Below are 14651 nucleotides of genomic sequence, written 5' to 3' on the forward strand. Positions count from 1 at the left end.
CTGATAAATTCAGGTGTTACAAACTTAACACGTCCTGGCAAAACTTCGCGCAGCTCTATGACATCGATGACAAAAATATTTGACACAATGCGACTTTGTTGCCAGAACCGCTAAATGCTAAACCAGCATCGGGCTATCTGGCACATACAGAAGTCTGAGGGGAGATGTCAGAATATATCTTAAAATCAAGTGATTGATGCGTGGTTTCACGCTCGGTCTTTTTGTCGGGATATCGGGACCGTGACAATTTTTTGTCTATCAGACAAAAGGCGCGCTTCCGCAATTACCGTTAAAGTCAACAAAATAGTCATCAAAAAATAAGGGACGAGACATGTCATTACACTACAGCCGAAAAGCGCTGTTAAAGGGCGCACTGGGCGCAATTCTTATGTCGGGCGTATCGTTGACAGCGCTGTCAACCGGAGCGCACGCCCAGGACGCGGCGCCGACCGCAGCACCTGACGACAATACAGTTGTTGTCGTCACCGGTATCCGGGGCAGTCTGCGCAGCTCGATGCAGACCAAGAAGAATGCGCAAGGCGTTGTTGATTCCATTTCCGCCGAAGACATGGGCAAGTTCCCGGATACGAACCTGGCCGAATCGCTGCAGCGCATCACCGGCGTCTCGATCGACCGCTCCAACGGCGAGGGCTCTTTCGTCACGGTTCGCGGCTTCGGGCCCGAATTCAACCTGGTGACCCTGAACGGCCGCCAGATGCCGACCTCGACCCTGGGAGATGGCGCCAGCGCACCGGCTTCGCGCTCCTTCGACTTCGCCAACCTGGCATCGGAAGGTGTGGCCGGCGTTGATGTCTACAAATCCGGCCGCGCCTCGGTTGATTCCGGCGGCATAGGCTCGACAATCAATATCCGTACGCCGCGTCCGCTCGACAAGCCTGGCTTCCGTGGCAGCTTGGGTGTCAAGGCGGTCTATGACACCTCGCAGAATGACGGCAGCGATTTCACGCCGGAAGTCTCGGGCATCCTCAGCGATACCTTTGCCGATAACAAGTTCGGTATCCTGTTCACGGGCTCCTATCAGAAGCGCAAAGCCAGCAATAACGACTTCAGCGCCGGCTGGCGTGACGGCTATCTCGGCACCGAGAACAACTGGGGATCGCTTGCCCAGACGGGTACGCCTGGTGGCGACAAGATCACCAATCGCCCCGAAGGCAACGATGTCTATGAAGTTCAGCAGAACGGCGCCTACGATATTCATAATATCGAGCGTGAACGCCTGAACGGCCAGCTTGTCCTGCAATGGCGTCCGGTCGAATCCCTGACCGCCACCCTCGACTATACCTATTCCAGGAACAAGGTCACCGACCGTACCTCCTCGACTGGTGTGTGGTTTAACTTCAATGACGTCTCCAGTGCCTGGACCGACGGCCCGGTGGCCGGCCCGGTCTGGTATTCCGAGCATTTCCGCGCCGATGAGCACAAGGATCTGGCCTATTCCGCCAGCCTGACCGCCAACCAGTCGGAAAACAAGTCGACCGGCCTGAACCTGAAGTGGAAGCCGCTTGATGCCCTGACCCTGGAACTCGACGCGCATCACTCGACGGCGGAATCGCGCCCGGACAGCCCCTATGGCTCCAACATGTCGATCGGCGCATCGATCTTCGGCGTGATGGACCAGAAGATCGACTATTCGAGCTACCTGCCGGTCATGTCGTACAGCATGTATCCAGGCATCGACTATCTCGACAAGTCGCTGGTTACCCCGACCGGCAACGCCTTCCGTAACGCCTATTTCAAGGACCAGATCGACCAGGTTCAGGTGAGGGGCCGTTACAGCTTCGATGACAGCTTCATCGACAGCATCGATTTCGGCGCCTCCTCGATTGAAAACAAGGTGCGCTCGGCTTACGGCTATATCCAGCACGACACCTGGGGCGGCGTCGGTCCGGCTTCCGATATACCGGACGACATCTTCGATCTGGTCAGCATTCCCGACAAGTTCGACGGTCTGAGCGGCGCCGGCAATCCGGCCATCCCGCAGCAGTTCCTGGCCGCCAAAATCGAAGACTATGTGGCGAAACTCGACCAGTTGTATCAGGTCTGCGGCGGCACCATGGACTGCCTGGCCGATTACACGACCGACCGTCGCATCCAGGAAAAGACGATCGCCACCTATGTTCAGGCCAATATGAAGTTTGACCTGTTCGACAATCCGGCCCACCTGGTGGCCGGCGTGCGCTACGAAAAGACCGACATCGACTCGGCGGCCCTGGTGCCGATCCCCGTTTCGTCGGCCTGGGTGGCGGCCAACGAGTTCGACCTGACCTTCGGCGCCCAGCAGGACTTCACCGCCTTCACGGGCAAGTATCAGGAACTGCTGCCGAACATCGACTTCGACTTCCGTCCGATGCAGAACGTCATCATGCGCGCCTCGGCCAGTACGACGATCACCCGCCCGGACTATGCCAGTATGCAGGGCGGACAGACCCTGGATAAGCTGTATCGCGCCGCGCTTAACGGTGGCACGGGCAGCATGGGCAATCCTGGCCTTGAGCCCTACAAGTCGAACAATATCGACCTGTCGGCGGAGTGGTACTATGGTCCGGACAGCTATGTGTCGCTGGGCTACTTCCACAAGGACGTCTCGAACTTCATCTCGACCCACCGCGTCGATACCACGGCGTTCGGCATGAAGACGCCCTTCCAGGGGCCGCGTTATAACGCCGCTGTCGCGGCAGTCGGCGCTACCGGCAATATTCGTCAGTACATCTTCGAACAGTATACCAATGCCGCCACCGCCGCCCTGGGCGCCGGTGCCAGCTACCAGGATATTGTCAACTATGTGAACGCGAACTTCGCCGATGAGGTCCACCTTGAGAACACCCTGGACAGCTCTGGCAACATCTCCGGCCAGATCATCGCCACGGCGGACGATCCGGATCTGACCTTTCAGGTCACGACCCCGGTCAACAGCGATCAGACCTCGGCGCTCTATGGCTGGGAATTCAACATCCAGCACACCTTCGCCGATACCGGTTTCGGCGTCATCCTCAACTATACCAAGGTGGATGGCGATGCGACCTACGATCCGAGCAAGCCGTGGAATGTCACCCAGTTCGCCCTCACGGGCCTGAGCGACAGCGCCAACGCCGTAGCCTTCTATGACAAGAACGGCATCCAGGGGCGTATCGCCTATAACTGGCGCGCCAAGTTCCTGGCCGGCACCGGTCCGAACCCGACCTATGTCGATGACTATGGTCAGTTCGATGCCAGCGCAAGCTGGGAGTTCAAGCCCGGCCTGACCGCCTTCATCGAAGGCATCAACCTGACGAACGAGAGCCGTCGCGTGTTTGGACGCTCATATAACAACGTCAAGTTCGTGGCGCCTGGCTATGCCCGTTACTCGGTGGGCGTGCGTTACACCTTCTGATGAAGTTGGTGTAAGGCGTAAATGCGGAGAGAAGCCATCCCATGCGTGGGGTGGCTTCTCTTTCCTGCGCACGGTGATATGGTTTCACCGCGAGGATTAAAGAGTTAAATGGATAACCTTGTCAGGGACATCGTGATTGTGGGGGGCGGCACGGCCGGCTGGCTGTCAGCCTGTGTGCTCGCGGCTTCGGTGGCGCCCGGACTTTCGGTTACCCTGATTGAATCGCCTGATGTGCCGACCATCGGCGTGGGGGAGGGCACCTGGCCCACCATCCGCCAAACCCTGGCGCGTATCGGTATCAGTGAGGCCGAGTTCCTGCTGGCCTGTGATGCGTCCTTCAAGCAGGGCTCACGGTTTGATGGCTGGCGCGACGGTACGCCCGGCGATCATTATTACCACCCCTTTGTGCCGCCGCCGGAAAGCGGGTCCGGCGATTGTGTCGCCCTCTGGCGCGACAAGGGAGCAAATCAGTCGTTTGCTGATTTTGTCGGTCCGCAACCGGGCATCTGCGCGATGGACCTGGCGCCGCGACAACGCGCCATGCCGGACTATGCCGGCGCGCTCAACTATGCCTATCACCTTGACGCCGGTAAGCTGGCCCGGCTGCTGACGCGGCACGCCACGCAAACCCTGGGCGTGCGCCATATATCCGACCACGTCACAGAGGTGACGATGGCGGATAATGGCGATGTGGCGGCCGTTCAGACAAAGACCCATGGGGCCATCAGTGGCGATCTGTTCATCGACTGCACCGGCCATGCCGCCCGCCTGATCGACGGCTGCTATAGCGTGCCCCTCATCGACCGGCAGGCTGAGCTGTTCAATGACCGCGCCCTGGCGGTTCAGGTGCCAGTCGCGCCGGGCAGCGCGATCGCCTCGCAGACCACGGCGACGGCCCATGCCGCGGGCTGGACATGGGATATCGGTCTGCCGACGCGTCGGGGGATCGGCTGCGTCTATTCATCGGCCCATATGAGCGATGCCGAGGCCGAGGCTACGCTGGATGCCTATCTGCGCGCCAGGGCGGCGACCTCGCTCAATGCCGTGTCGTCGCGTCTGCTGAGTTTCCGTTCCGGGCATCGTGAACGGTTCTGGGAACGTAATTGCCTGGCTATCGGGCAGGCGGCGGGCTTCCTTGAACCGCTGGAGGCTTCAGCGATCGTGATGATCGAACTGTCTCTCGATGCTCTGGTGCGCAATTTTCCGCGCGATCTCGCCGCCATGGATGTGCAGGCGCGGCGCTTCAATACGCTGTTCCACTATCGCTGGGATCGCATCGTCGAATTCCTGAAGCTGCACTATATACTCAGCCGCCGTGAAGAACCCTACTGGCGGGCGCACCGCGCAGCGGCCGGCATTCCGGCCCGGCTGGCCGATCTGCTGGAGGTCTGGAAATACCAGCCGCCATCGACATTTGATTTTCCGCAGGTTGACGAGGTCTTCCCGGCGGCCAGCTACCAGTATGTGCTCTACGGCATGGGCTTTCCGCCGCCGGCAGCGGGCAGCATGAAAACCGGTGACGGTGAGGTGACCGGGCATGCCATAAGCCAGGCCACGGCGCGTGCGCGCGGGCTTGCGGCCGGTTTGCCGGGCAACCGCGCCTATCTCGATGCCCTGCGGGAAGCCGCTATGTTAACACCTGTTACTCAAGACCTGAAAGGCTGATATGTCCAACCACGCGATCCTGACCGCCGAAGCGCACCGTGACCTGCGCGTTTCAACGCACCGTGGCGCCGAGTTCGGTGATGACGTGATGTGCTGCATGACCGTGCCGGCCGAATTCAGGCAGGTGCAGAACGAATACCCGATCCTGTTCCGCATGAATGCGGAGCGGAACGGCTTTTCCGCCTTTGCGCTGTTCGGTTTCGAGAACGGCGAGAACCTGTTTCTTGAGGGCGGGCGCTGGGAGGCGCGTTACCAACCGCTGGCCATGGATATCCAGCCCTTCCTGATCGGCCGGTCGTCGCAGGACCAGGATTCCGGACAGGTCCATATCGATCTTGGCAGTGCGCGTATCGCCAAAATGGAAGGCACGAGGGTCTTCGACGAACTGGGCCGCCCGACCCCTTACCTGGAAACGATCGCCGAAAAGCTGGGCGAGCTCGATGAAGGCTACCGCGCCTCCGGGGATTTCTTCGCCACCCTGATGACATATAACCTGCTGGAACCGCTGGCGCTCGATATCACGCTCGATGACGGTTCAACCCACCGCTTCGTCGGTTTCCACGTCATCCACGAGGAGCGTCTGCGCGCGTTGCCGCCCGAAACCGTGGCCGAACTGCACGCCAAAGACTATCTGATGCCCGTCTACATGGCGCTGGCCTCGCTCTCCAATATCGGTCGCCTGGTCGAGCGCAAGAACAAGCGTCTGACGCATGGCTGATATTTTTTCCGGCCTAGCGCAGATACCGGAAATCACCGTTGCGGACGCGGCCGCGCTCGACGCCCTGCTGAAGGTGGCGGAAAAGCCATTTGTCGTGCGCCGGCTGGTGTCGGGCTGGCCGCTGGTCCAGGCCGGACGCAGGTCTTTCCGGGAAGCACGCGAATACCTGGTGCGTCATTGCCGCGACACCGGCTTTGTCGTGTCAGTGGGGGATGCGAAGTCGGACGGTCGGCTGTTTTATAACCGCGACATGGGCATGAATTTCCGCATGATGAAGGCGAAACTGCCGGAGATATTCGCGCAGATCGATGCGGTGGGGGGACAACCGGACATCCCGCCGGTCTATCTGGCCTCTATCGATGTTCATCAGTTCTTCAACGGCCTGCATGAGGAAAATCACGTCGATCTCGGCGACCGGCAATGCATGGCCAGCATCTGGATGGGCACGCAGACGCGCATCGCCGCCCACAACGATTTCCCTGACAACCTGGCCTGCGTGGCGGTGGGGCGTCGGCGTTTCACCCTGTTCCCGCGCGAACAGTTCCGCAATCTCTATCTCGGGCCGGTGGACAATACCCCGGCGGGGCGCGCCGTCAGCATGGTCGATTTCCACGCGCCGGATTTCGAGCGCTTTCCGCGGTTCCGTCAGGCCCTGGACCATGCGCAGATGACGGTTCTGGAAGCGGGAGACGCGCTCTTCATACCGGCCATGTGGTGGCATCATGTCGAGGGGCTGGAGGCTTTCAACGTGCTGGTCAATTACTGGTGGCGCGACACGCCGCGCTGGCTGGGCCAGCCCCAGGACGCGCTCAACCTGGCAATGATGACCATACGCGACCTGCCGGAGGACGAGCGGCAGCACTGGCGCGACATGTTCGACTATTACATTTTCCACAATGGCCCCGAGGTCGTCGACCATATTCCGGCGGAGGCGCGCAGCGTGCTGGCCCCGCTGACGCCGGAAAGCGCGGCGCGTATTCGCGGATTTTTGTTAAGGCAGCTCAGTCAATGAATGAAAAGTCCCCTTTGCACATCGTCGTGGCCGGCGGTGGCACCGCCGGCTGGATGGCGGCGGCGGCGATCGCCCGGACCATGGGCAGAACAGTCGATCTCACCCTTGTCGAATCCGACGCCATAGGCACGGTGGGGGTGGGGGAATCGACCATTCCGCCGATGGTCACCTTCAACCGGCTTTTGAACATCAGCGAAGCCGAGCTCATGCGCGCTACCGAGGCGACCTTCAAGCTGGGTATCCTGTTTGAGGGTTGGAAGGATGTGGGGACGCGTTATTTCCATTCGTTTGGCATTACCGGCAAGGATCACTGGTCGGCGGGTTTCCAGCACTTCTGGCTGCACGGCCTGCAAAACGGCCACACGGCGCCCTATGACGATTATTGCCTCGAACTGGTGGCGGCACTTCAGGGAAAGTTCGCGCACCTGCCGGAAAACCGGCTGAACTACGCCTATCAACTCGACGCTACGCGCTTCGCCGGTTTCCTGCGCGGTATAGCCACCGCTGAAGGCGCCCGGCGGATTGAGGGCCGGATCGCGCGGGTCGAGCTTAAGCTGGAGAGTGGCGATATAGCAGCCCTGCATCTGGAGTCTGGAGAGCGCATCGAGGGCGACCTGTTCCTCGACTGCACAGGTTTCCGGGCCTTGCTGATCGGTGAGGCCCTGCACGTCGGCTATGACGACTGGACGCACTGGCTGCCCTGTGATGCCGCTATCGCCGTCCAGACTGAGAATATCGCGCCGCCCAAGCCCTATACCCAGGCCATGGCGCATGACGCCGGCTGGCAATGGCGCGTGCCGTTACAGCACCGTACCGGCAACGGCATTGTCTATTGCAGTCGCTACCTGTCGCGTGAGGCCGCGCTTGAGCGCCTGCTGGGCAACCTCGACGGCAAGGTGATCACCGAACCGAACAATCTGCGTTTCACCACGGGGGCGCGCCGCCGCCAGTGGCATCGCAACTGCGTGGCCATCGGCCTGTCCAGCGGCTTCATGGAGCCCCTGGAGGCCACCAGCATCCACCTGATCCAGCGGGCGATCCTGCGCCTGATCCGGATGCTGCCGCAAGGCCGGATCAGCGAACGCGATATCCTGGAGTTCAACGACCAGCAAGATCAGGACATGATACAGATCCGGGATTTCCTGATCCTGCATTATCATGTCACCGAACGGCGCGACAGCCCGTTCTGGCGGCATTGCGCCTCCATGCCGATCCCCGACAGCCTGACCCAGAAGATCGAGCTTTTCCGCGAAACCGGCCGCGTCTTCCGCCGCAATGAGGAACTGTTCGCCGAGAATAGCTGGGTCCAGGTGATGATGGGGCAGGGCATCGTGCCGCACAGCTATCACCCCATCGCCGGAAAGCTGACGGAGGATGAATTGAACCGCCTGCTGACGGGCCTGCGAGACTCCGTGACCCGCACGGCGGCGTCCCTGCCGGAACATGCAACCTATGTCGCCCAGTATTGCGCAATGAGTTGATCGGGTGTTGCCTACTGGTATCGAAACCGGCTCCGCGCGTCGGACGCCGATAGACGGGCAAAACCCTGTAATAAGCTGAAGATTTATATGCGGTATGCAAGTATTGTAACGTGGTGCAATCTGTGGCGTATATGCGAATGGCTTTTATCAATGATGCCGTGTGGATGGCAAAACGTCACTATTCAGAAACTTTTGGATTGAACAATCGCGTTGTCGCGGGTTCCTAAACCGGACAAAGACGTCTCCAAGTACGAAAAATGCAGCTTTAAGGGTAAAGTAATGACCGTCTCATCTTCTTTTCCGAAGGTGTTGCGAAGCTTCATCTGCATGTCCGTTTGCGCTTTCGGTGGTGCTGCGGTCGTGGGGTGCAGCATGATTGAGCACGCCACAAAAATAAGAGTGACTGGACGGGTTTTGGTGAATGGCAAACTATATGAAGGTTCATCGGTCCAGGAGTACCGCTGTACAAAGGGCGGTGGACTCCTCGGGTCAATGAATGTTGCGCGCTGTCGTGTGCGGGGGAGGCCGTAGCTGTCGATATGGGGGATAGAGGAACGCTATTCATTACCTTGAAGAATAACGCTGACACGAAAAGTACGTTCGACCGGATGATGAGGGCGAAACCTTACTTGATAAGCAGGAGTTGGCCGCTGCCCGCTGATTCGATCCCTTTAATGGTTATGTTCAGGGACAAGGCAGACCCAATGTCTGTTATGAAGGTATCACCAGGCCACCTGGAAGCGGCGTTTGGGCCCGGTGTCCGGTTAGAAGCAGTAAGAGTTTCATACAGTGCTTCGTTCGTGACCCACGGAAGAATCGAGGAGCGGCTACCGTGGTTGAAACGGGTGGGCACTCGACCAATTTCCGGTCGCTTGACCCGCGTGTCTGACGATCTGTCGGATAATCTGTCTATCGTAGACTTTATCGGAGAGGCGGGATGATCGAGCAGGAGCTGAAGGAAGCTGCACGGCATTTGGCGCTTTGGCTGGAGCGGTTAAGCATTCGCTATGTTACGGCCGGTGTATTTCTGGCCGGGACAGTTACTTTAGGCGGATGCAGCTCCATTCACTGGCCGACTAAGTTAAAGCTGACCGCAATCATTGAAGTCAACGGTAGAGAGTACAAGGGGGCTTCAGTCCAAGAGTATTGGTGCGCAAAAGGTGGAGGAATAGTACGTTCCTTAAGTGTCCGAAATTGCTTGGTAAAAGGTGAGGCCGTCACAGTGGATCTGGGAGACGGACGATTTATATTTATACCGTTCTATGGTCGGAAAGACCTGACGGGTACATTTTATCAGTATATGCGACTTAGGCCTTCGGCTCTGAGCCGTCGCTGGGAAATACCAAGCGATCACGTTCCTGCCATCATATTTTTTAGAAACATAAATGATCCAAAATCTGCGGCCAATTTATCCCCGCAGCTTCTGCACGTAACGCTTGGTCGCGGGGTGCGCTTTAAGAAGTTCAGCGTAGAATATTCAACCGAAGCTCTGACGCGAGGGCGCGTTCAGGCCGCAATTCCATGGATTATCAAGCTCGACAAAACGCTTGGTGGGAACAATGTAATATTACCCGGCGCTGGTGTGTTGAACTACGATAAATCAAGCTTTCTCGGGGCTAAGTGATGTCCAGGGACGCAGGCCAGTGCTTGGTCTCATGATCTTGCCGTAAGCTGCCTTGTATGCCGCCTGAATGTCGTGAGGGATCACTACGGCTGGCCCATGAGCCTGATTTATGCCGCTCTAACTTCACCATGCGCACTGCCATTTGCTCTCCTGATTTGCACAGGAGCAAGACTAAAAATCTAACAATATTGGCAAGTTGTTGATATGCCTAAGACATAAGCCTTGCTGGCTCCCCGAACAGGACTCGAACCTGTGACAAGTCGATTAACAGTCGACTGCTCTACCAACTGAGCTATCGGGGAACACGCTGGCAAGGCGCGCCCTATAGCAAGGGTTTGAACTGCATGGCAAGCCCTAAGCTGAAAGTTTTGCACAATTCTGTGCGTGAAGTGGCTTTGCCCTGATTTCAAACGAAAAAAAGCCCGAAAAGAGCTTTCGGGCCTTTGGAGTTTGGTGATGGTGGGTGTCTTCAGATAAGCAAAGACAACGCCGTTATGAAAGGAGTCGGGTTAATGAGGGGTAAATGCGCCTGTGAGGGGAAAAATAAGCCGTAAGCCTGTTAGCTGTCGTCGTGCGGTAATTTATTCATGACAATTTAACCATGAGCAGAAAAGGGTCATTGCCTGAATAAAAGATAAGGAATCACCCGTGCGTCTGCCCCCGATCAAGGTTCGTATCCGTGCGCTGCTGGCGCTGTTTTTTGTGGGGCTCGGCCTGGCGACATTCGTGGCGCTGCATCACACCTCGACAGTCGGACATCTGCTGAACCATGGCCAGGGGGACTACATCAATCAGGTGCAGAGCCTTGAGAAAGGTTTTGCCGGCCTGATTTTGGCGGCGTCGGTTCTCGTCGGCCTGGCGGGGCTGGCGGCCGCCATCTATTTCGACCGCGAGGTTTTCTCGGTCATTGACCGCCTCAGCCACTATACCGACCGGCTGGCGCGCCGCGAATTCGATACGCCGGCGGAGGGCGCGCATCGGTCCGACGAAATCGGCCGTCTGGCCGCGGCGCTCGATGTGTTGCGCGCCAACGGCCAGAAGCTTGTGGGTCTGGAAGATGAGGCGGCGCGTCACGCTGAGGCGATCGCTGCCGAACGCCGGGCGGCGCTGCACGAACTTGGCAACAAACTGGAAAGCCAGGTGTCGGCCCTGCTTGAGGGGCTGACGCAGTCCTCGAAGGCCATGATCACCTCTTCGGACACCATGAGCCAGTCGGCCTTCGCGGCATCGGAAAGCGCCGCCAAGGTGGCCTCGGTGGCGGTCACGACCTCCCAAAGCGCGCAAAAGGTGGCTTCCACGGTGATGGAGTTGTCGCAGACCGCCAATGAAATTGCCGGTTCGACGCAATTATCGACCCAGGTGTCCGCCCGCGCCTCGGCGGAGGCCGAATCGACCTCGGCCCTGATGAGCCGCCTTGGCCGCAGCGCCGACGAAATCAGCGCGGTGGTGGACATGATCACCTCCATTGCCCAGCAGACCAACCTTCTGGCGCTCAACGCCACCATTGAGGCAGCACGGGCAGGGGAACACGGCGCCGGCTTCGCGGTGGTGGCCGCCGAGGTCAAGACCCTGTCGCAGCAGACGGAAAAGGCGACCCGCGAGATCACCGCCAAGGTGCAGCAAATCCAGAACGACGCCATGGAAGCGACGGGCGCAATAGCTGGCATTGTCAGCACCATATCCGAACTGCGCTCTGGCGCCGACGATATCGCTCGTTCCGTCGCCGCCCAGCAGATGGCCACCAGCGAGATCGCCGAAACGGTCGAACTCCTGGCGGAGGGGTCGCAAAGCGTGGGTAATGATATCGATTCGGTGCGCGATGTCGCCGATGAAACCGGGCAGGTGGCCAGCGTGGTTTTTGAAGAAGCCAAGTCGGTCAGCCGCGCGTCGGACCAGTTGAAGATGGAACTGGCCCGGTTCCTGGCCAATATGCGCGCGGCTTAGTTAGATTTCAGGCGCGGGACTAGGCGTGTCCCCCATGGCGCCTCGCAAAGGCTGGGGCGGCCAGTCGGCCTTGCCAAGTCCAGGGACTTGGAGTTCGACATTATTTTTTGGGAAAGTGTGGAGGCCTGACCCGGAGTCGAACCGGGCTTCACGGATTTGCAATCCGGTGCGTAACCGCTCCGCCATCAGGCCTCGCATAGAGCGGATGCGTTCGCTACCAGATCGCATCATCGCCCGCAATGATCTCAGGTGCAAATTTTCGGATAAATGTGCATAAGCCCGCGCGATTGTGCGTTTTTTGCCGGTGAATCTCAGCTTATGGCGATTGAAGCGCGCGCCGCTTGCTCTTATAAGCGGTGCAAAGCGTTCGATTAAGCCTCCAAGGATCAGCATTATGGATTTTCACGCCGCCCGTCAGAATATGGTCAGATCCCAGGTTCGCGTGAATGATGTCACCGACGCGGCCTTGCAGGTGGCCATGCGCCATATCCAGCGCGAGCGTTTGTGTGCGCCTTCTCAAGCGTTTGGCGCCTATGGCGAGGTCGAAACCCCGATCGCACCGGGCCGCGTTTTGATGAAGCCGCGCGATATTTCCAAGCTGTTGCAAACCGCCGAGCCCAAAGCCGGCGAAACGGTCCTGGCTTTGGCCGCGCCCTATGCCGCTGCCGTTTTGCAGCACGCCGGCCTGACCGTGACGGCGCAGGAAGCCGATCCGCGCGTCATGGCGGTGGTCGAGCCCTATCTCAAGGAACAGGGCGTCACATGCGTGACGGCTGATCTCAAAGCGCCGGCCGGTTCCGGCTATGACATCATCATCACCGAAGGCGCCGTGGCCGAAGTACCCGCCACATGGCTGAAGGCGCTCAAGGTCGGCGGTCGCCTGGCCGTGGTTGTGAAGGATGGGCCCGTGGGCCGGGCGCGCCTCTATCTGCGCATTGAATCCGGCATTTCCGAGCGCGATGTCTTCGATTCGGCACCATCGACCCTGCCGGGCTTCGCGCGTACCCCGTCATTCGAGTTCTGATACTGACAGAATTCGTCGGGCGGGCCCTTAGGGTGCGACATTAAAGTCGCCACCGCGCGTTGAATTTTGTGTATACTGGTAAAAAGCCGAACGTGAAAAATCCGTAACTCGCCAAGCCTGTAATCTTCTGGCAGTAGGATTTCAGAGGTAATCTTTAGCTTATTGCCGCAGCCGGGCCGCGCGTACATGCGTCTGGAAGGCAACAGGGCAGGCGTGTCGCCTGCCTTAATGACGTGGGGACATCTGTTTATGACGAATTCCAAGTTTGCGACCTTCGGCCTGGCCGCCGCGGTTTCAGTACTGGCGCTGACAATGGCTGTCAGCGCCCAGGCGGAAAGCCTGAACGACGCCATCGCCCAGGCTTATGCCCAGAACCCGACGCTGCTGCGCAGCCGCGCCACCCAGCGCGCCACCGACGAAACCTATGTCCAGACCCGCTCGCAACTGGGGCCGTCGCTGAGCGCCAGCGCCTCGGCCACCTATAATGACCTGCCCGGCTTTACCGGCGATCGCTCGTCCACCAGTGCCGGCCTGACTGCCAACCAGACGGTCTTCGCGTCCGGCGGCATCGCCTCTTCGCTGAAAGCCTCGCGCGCCAATGTCATGGCGGGCCAGGAGAACCTGCGCAGCACCGAGTCCGGCGTCCTGCTCGATGTCATCAGCGTCTATACCGCCGTCCGCCGCGACCAGCGCGCCCTGCAAATCTCGCATGACAATTACGATATCCTCAAGCAGCAGCTTGACCAGACCCAGGCGCAGTTCGATGCCGGCCAGTTGACGCGGACCGACGTGGCCCAGTCTCAGGCGCGCCTGTCGGCCTCGGCGGCAGCCCTGGCTTCGGCCCAGGCGCAGCTTGATTCCGATCGCGCCTCCTATGTGGCCATCGTCGGCCAGTCGCCGGTGGCGCTCGAAGCCGAGCCGGATCTGCCGGGGCTTCCGGCCGATTTTGATACCGCTCTGGCGGCGGCTGAAAAGAGCAATCCCGACCTGCAATCCGCGCAGTATGCGGCCGATGCCGCCAAGGCACAGGTGCGCGCCGAGCGTTCGGTCTTCGGTCCCACGATCGGGCTGTCGGCCAGTACAGGCGGTACGCAATCCGGCCTGGGCGTCGGAGATATTACGGATAACGATTCGTCGTCGGCCACGCTTCGCCTGTCCATTCCCCTGTTCAGCGCCGGTCTGAATGGCTCGCGCGTCCGCCAGGCGACGGAAAACTACAATGCCCAGCTTCAGGTGGTTGAAACCGCACGCCGGCAGGTGATTTCGTCGGTGTCGCAGGCCTGGTCGCAGATGCTGGCGGCAAAATCGGCCGTGGCCTCTAACCAGGAGCAGGTCAAGGCCGCCCAGGTGGCCGCCGACGGCGTCAAGGTCGAGCAGCAGGTCGGGCTGCGCACCAATATCGAGGTTCTGAATGCCCAGCAGGAACTGAAATCGGCGCAACTGGCGCTGATCGAAGCGGAGCGCGGGCAATATGTGGCGGGCAGCCAGTTGCTCTCGGTCATGGGGGGACTGACGGCCAAGGCGTTTGTGCCGGATATCCAGGTCTACGATCCGCAGGAACACTTTGACGACGTTAAGTCGAAGGGCTGGACGCCGCTTGAACCGGTGGTTCATGCACTGGACGGCCTGGCAGCCGGCGGCAACTAATCCGCATTGTGCCTTTATATTGGTCTGGAGAGGCCCACCGGGGAACTGGCGGGTTTCTTCACAAAAAATTCTTCGCCTCGGTGAAATTTGGCGGCAAAATCCGCCTAAACAGTTGCAAAATGCGGCGAACACGTGTCACCCTCTC

At 59.4% G+C, this 14651-nt stretch carries 10 protein-coding genes and 2 tRNA genes; 9 read left to right on the forward strand and 3 right to left on the reverse strand.

Annotated elements, in window-relative coordinates; genetic code table 11:
• The first annotated feature begins 331 nt into the window (after window positions 1-331).
• The 5 genes from NVV72_15855 to NVV72_15875 all read left to right on the forward strand — a co-directional run bounded on the left by NVV72_15855 (window position 332) and on the right by NVV72_15875 (window position 8267).
• Window positions 332-3391: a TonB-dependent receptor gene (locus NVV72_15855; GenBank protein MCR6660740.1), complete on the forward strand. Its 3060-nt coding sequence runs from the start codon at window positions 332-334 to the stop codon at window positions 3389-3391.
• Window positions 3392-3499: 108 nt separating this feature from the next.
• On the forward strand, window positions 3500-5056 hold the full coding sequence (locus NVV72_15860; protein MCR6660741.1) for a tryptophan 7-halogenase: 1557 nt from the start codon (window positions 3500-3502) through the stop codon (window positions 5054-5056).
• A 1-nt stretch (window position 5057) separates the two neighbouring features.
• Window positions 5058-5774: a SapC family protein gene (locus NVV72_15865; GenBank protein MCR6660742.1), complete on the forward strand. Its 717-nt coding sequence runs from the start codon at window positions 5058-5060 to the stop codon at window positions 5772-5774.
• Window positions 5767-6786 (forward strand): cupin-like domain-containing protein, encoded by a 1020-nt coding sequence (locus NVV72_15870; protein ID MCR6660743.1) that lies wholly within the window; start codon window positions 5767-5769, stop codon window positions 6784-6786. The genes NVV72_15865 and NVV72_15870 overlap by 8 nt, the downstream gene beginning before the upstream one ends.
• Window positions 6783-8267, forward strand: a complete 1485-nt coding sequence (locus NVV72_15875) for a tryptophan 7-halogenase (protein ID MCR6660744.1) — start codon at window positions 6783-6785, stop codon at window positions 8265-8267. Before NVV72_15870 ends, NVV72_15875 begins: the two co-directional genes overlap by 4 nt.
• Window positions 8268-8449: 182 nt before the next feature.
• On the opposite strand, the gene NVV72_15880 is transcribed toward NVV72_15875, so the two are convergent.
• Entirely contained in the window at window positions 8450-8641 is a 192-nt protein-coding gene (locus tag NVV72_15880; protein MCR6660745.1) for a hypothetical protein, read from the reverse strand.
• Between the two features lie 563 nt (window positions 8642-9204).
• Here NVV72_15880 and NVV72_15885 point away from each other — a divergent pair.
• Window positions 9205-9891, forward strand: a complete 687-nt coding sequence (locus tag NVV72_15885; GenBank protein ID MCR6660746.1) for a hypothetical protein — start codon at window positions 9205-9207, stop codon at window positions 9889-9891.
• A 226-nt stretch (window positions 9892-10117) separates the two neighbouring features.
• Here the strand turns inward: NVV72_15885 and NVV72_15890 are convergent.
• Window positions 10118-10193, reverse strand: a tRNA-Asn gene (locus tag NVV72_15890).
• A 346-nt stretch (window positions 10194-10539) separates the two neighbouring features.
• On the opposite strand from NVV72_15890, the gene NVV72_15895 reads away from it, so the two are divergent.
• Complete coding sequence (locus NVV72_15895; protein ID MCR6660747.1) at window positions 10540-11835, forward strand: methyl-accepting chemotaxis protein; 1296 nt, start codon at window positions 10540-10542, stop codon at window positions 11833-11835.
• 118 nt (window positions 11836-11953) lie between these two features.
• On the opposite strand, the gene NVV72_15900 is transcribed toward NVV72_15895, so the two are convergent.
• A tRNA-Cys gene (locus NVV72_15900) sits at window positions 11954-12027 on the reverse strand.
• Between the two features lie 202 nt (window positions 12028-12229).
• Here NVV72_15900 and NVV72_15905 point away from each other — a divergent pair.
• Entirely contained in the window at window positions 12230-12859 is a 630-nt protein-coding gene (locus NVV72_15905) for a protein-L-isoaspartate O-methyltransferase (GenBank protein ID MCR6660748.1), read from the forward strand.
• A 249-nt stretch (window positions 12860-13108) separates the two neighbouring features.
• The gene (locus tag NVV72_15910; GenBank protein ID MCR6660749.1) at window positions 13109-14506 is read left to right on the forward strand and encodes a TolC family outer membrane protein; all 1398 of its coding nucleotides are present in this window, start codon (window positions 13109-13111) and stop codon (window positions 14504-14506) included.
• The last annotated feature ends 145 nt before the right edge of the window (window positions 14507-14651 follow it).

The sequence above is a fragment of the Asticcacaulis sp. genome (assembly GCA_024707255.1).
Taxonomy (GTDB): Bacteria; Pseudomonadota; Alphaproteobacteria; order Caulobacterales; family Caulobacteraceae; genus Asticcacaulis.

What these genes read in the sequence shown, in the direction of transcription:
- NVV72_15855 (MCR6660740.1), top strand. Translation starts at nt 332, where the DNA reads ATGTCATTACACTACAGCCGAAAAGCGCTGTTAAAGGGCGCACTGGGC.
- NVV72_15860 (MCR6660741.1), top strand. Translation starts at nt 3,500, where the DNA reads ATGGATAACCTTGTCAGGGACATCGTGATTGTGGGGGGCGGCACGGCC.
- NVV72_15865 (MCR6660742.1), top strand. Translation starts at nt 5,058, where the DNA reads ATGTCCAACCACGCGATCCTGACCGCCGAAGCGCACCGTGACCTGCGC.
- NVV72_15870 (MCR6660743.1), top strand. Translation starts at nt 5,767, where the DNA reads ATGGCTGATATTTTTTCCGGCCTAGCGCAGATACCGGAAATCACCGTT.
- NVV72_15875 (MCR6660744.1), top strand. Translation starts at nt 6,783, where the DNA reads ATGAATGAAAAGTCCCCTTTGCACATCGTCGTGGCCGGCGGTGGCACC.
- NVV72_15880 (MCR6660745.1), bottom strand. Translation starts at nt 8,641, where the DNA reads ATGCTGCACCCCACGACCGCAGCACCACCGAAAGCGCAAACGGACATG.
- NVV72_15885 (MCR6660746.1), top strand. Translation starts at nt 9,205, where the DNA reads ATGATCGAGCAGGAGCTGAAGGAAGCTGCACGGCATTTGGCGCTTTGG.
- NVV72_15905 (MCR6660748.1), top strand. Translation starts at nt 12,230, where the DNA reads ATGGATTTTCACGCCGCCCGTCAGAATATGGTCAGATCCCAGGTTCGC.
- NVV72_15910 (MCR6660749.1), top strand. Translation starts at nt 13,109, where the DNA reads ATGACGAATTCCAAGTTTGCGACCTTCGGCCTGGCCGCCGCGGTTTCA.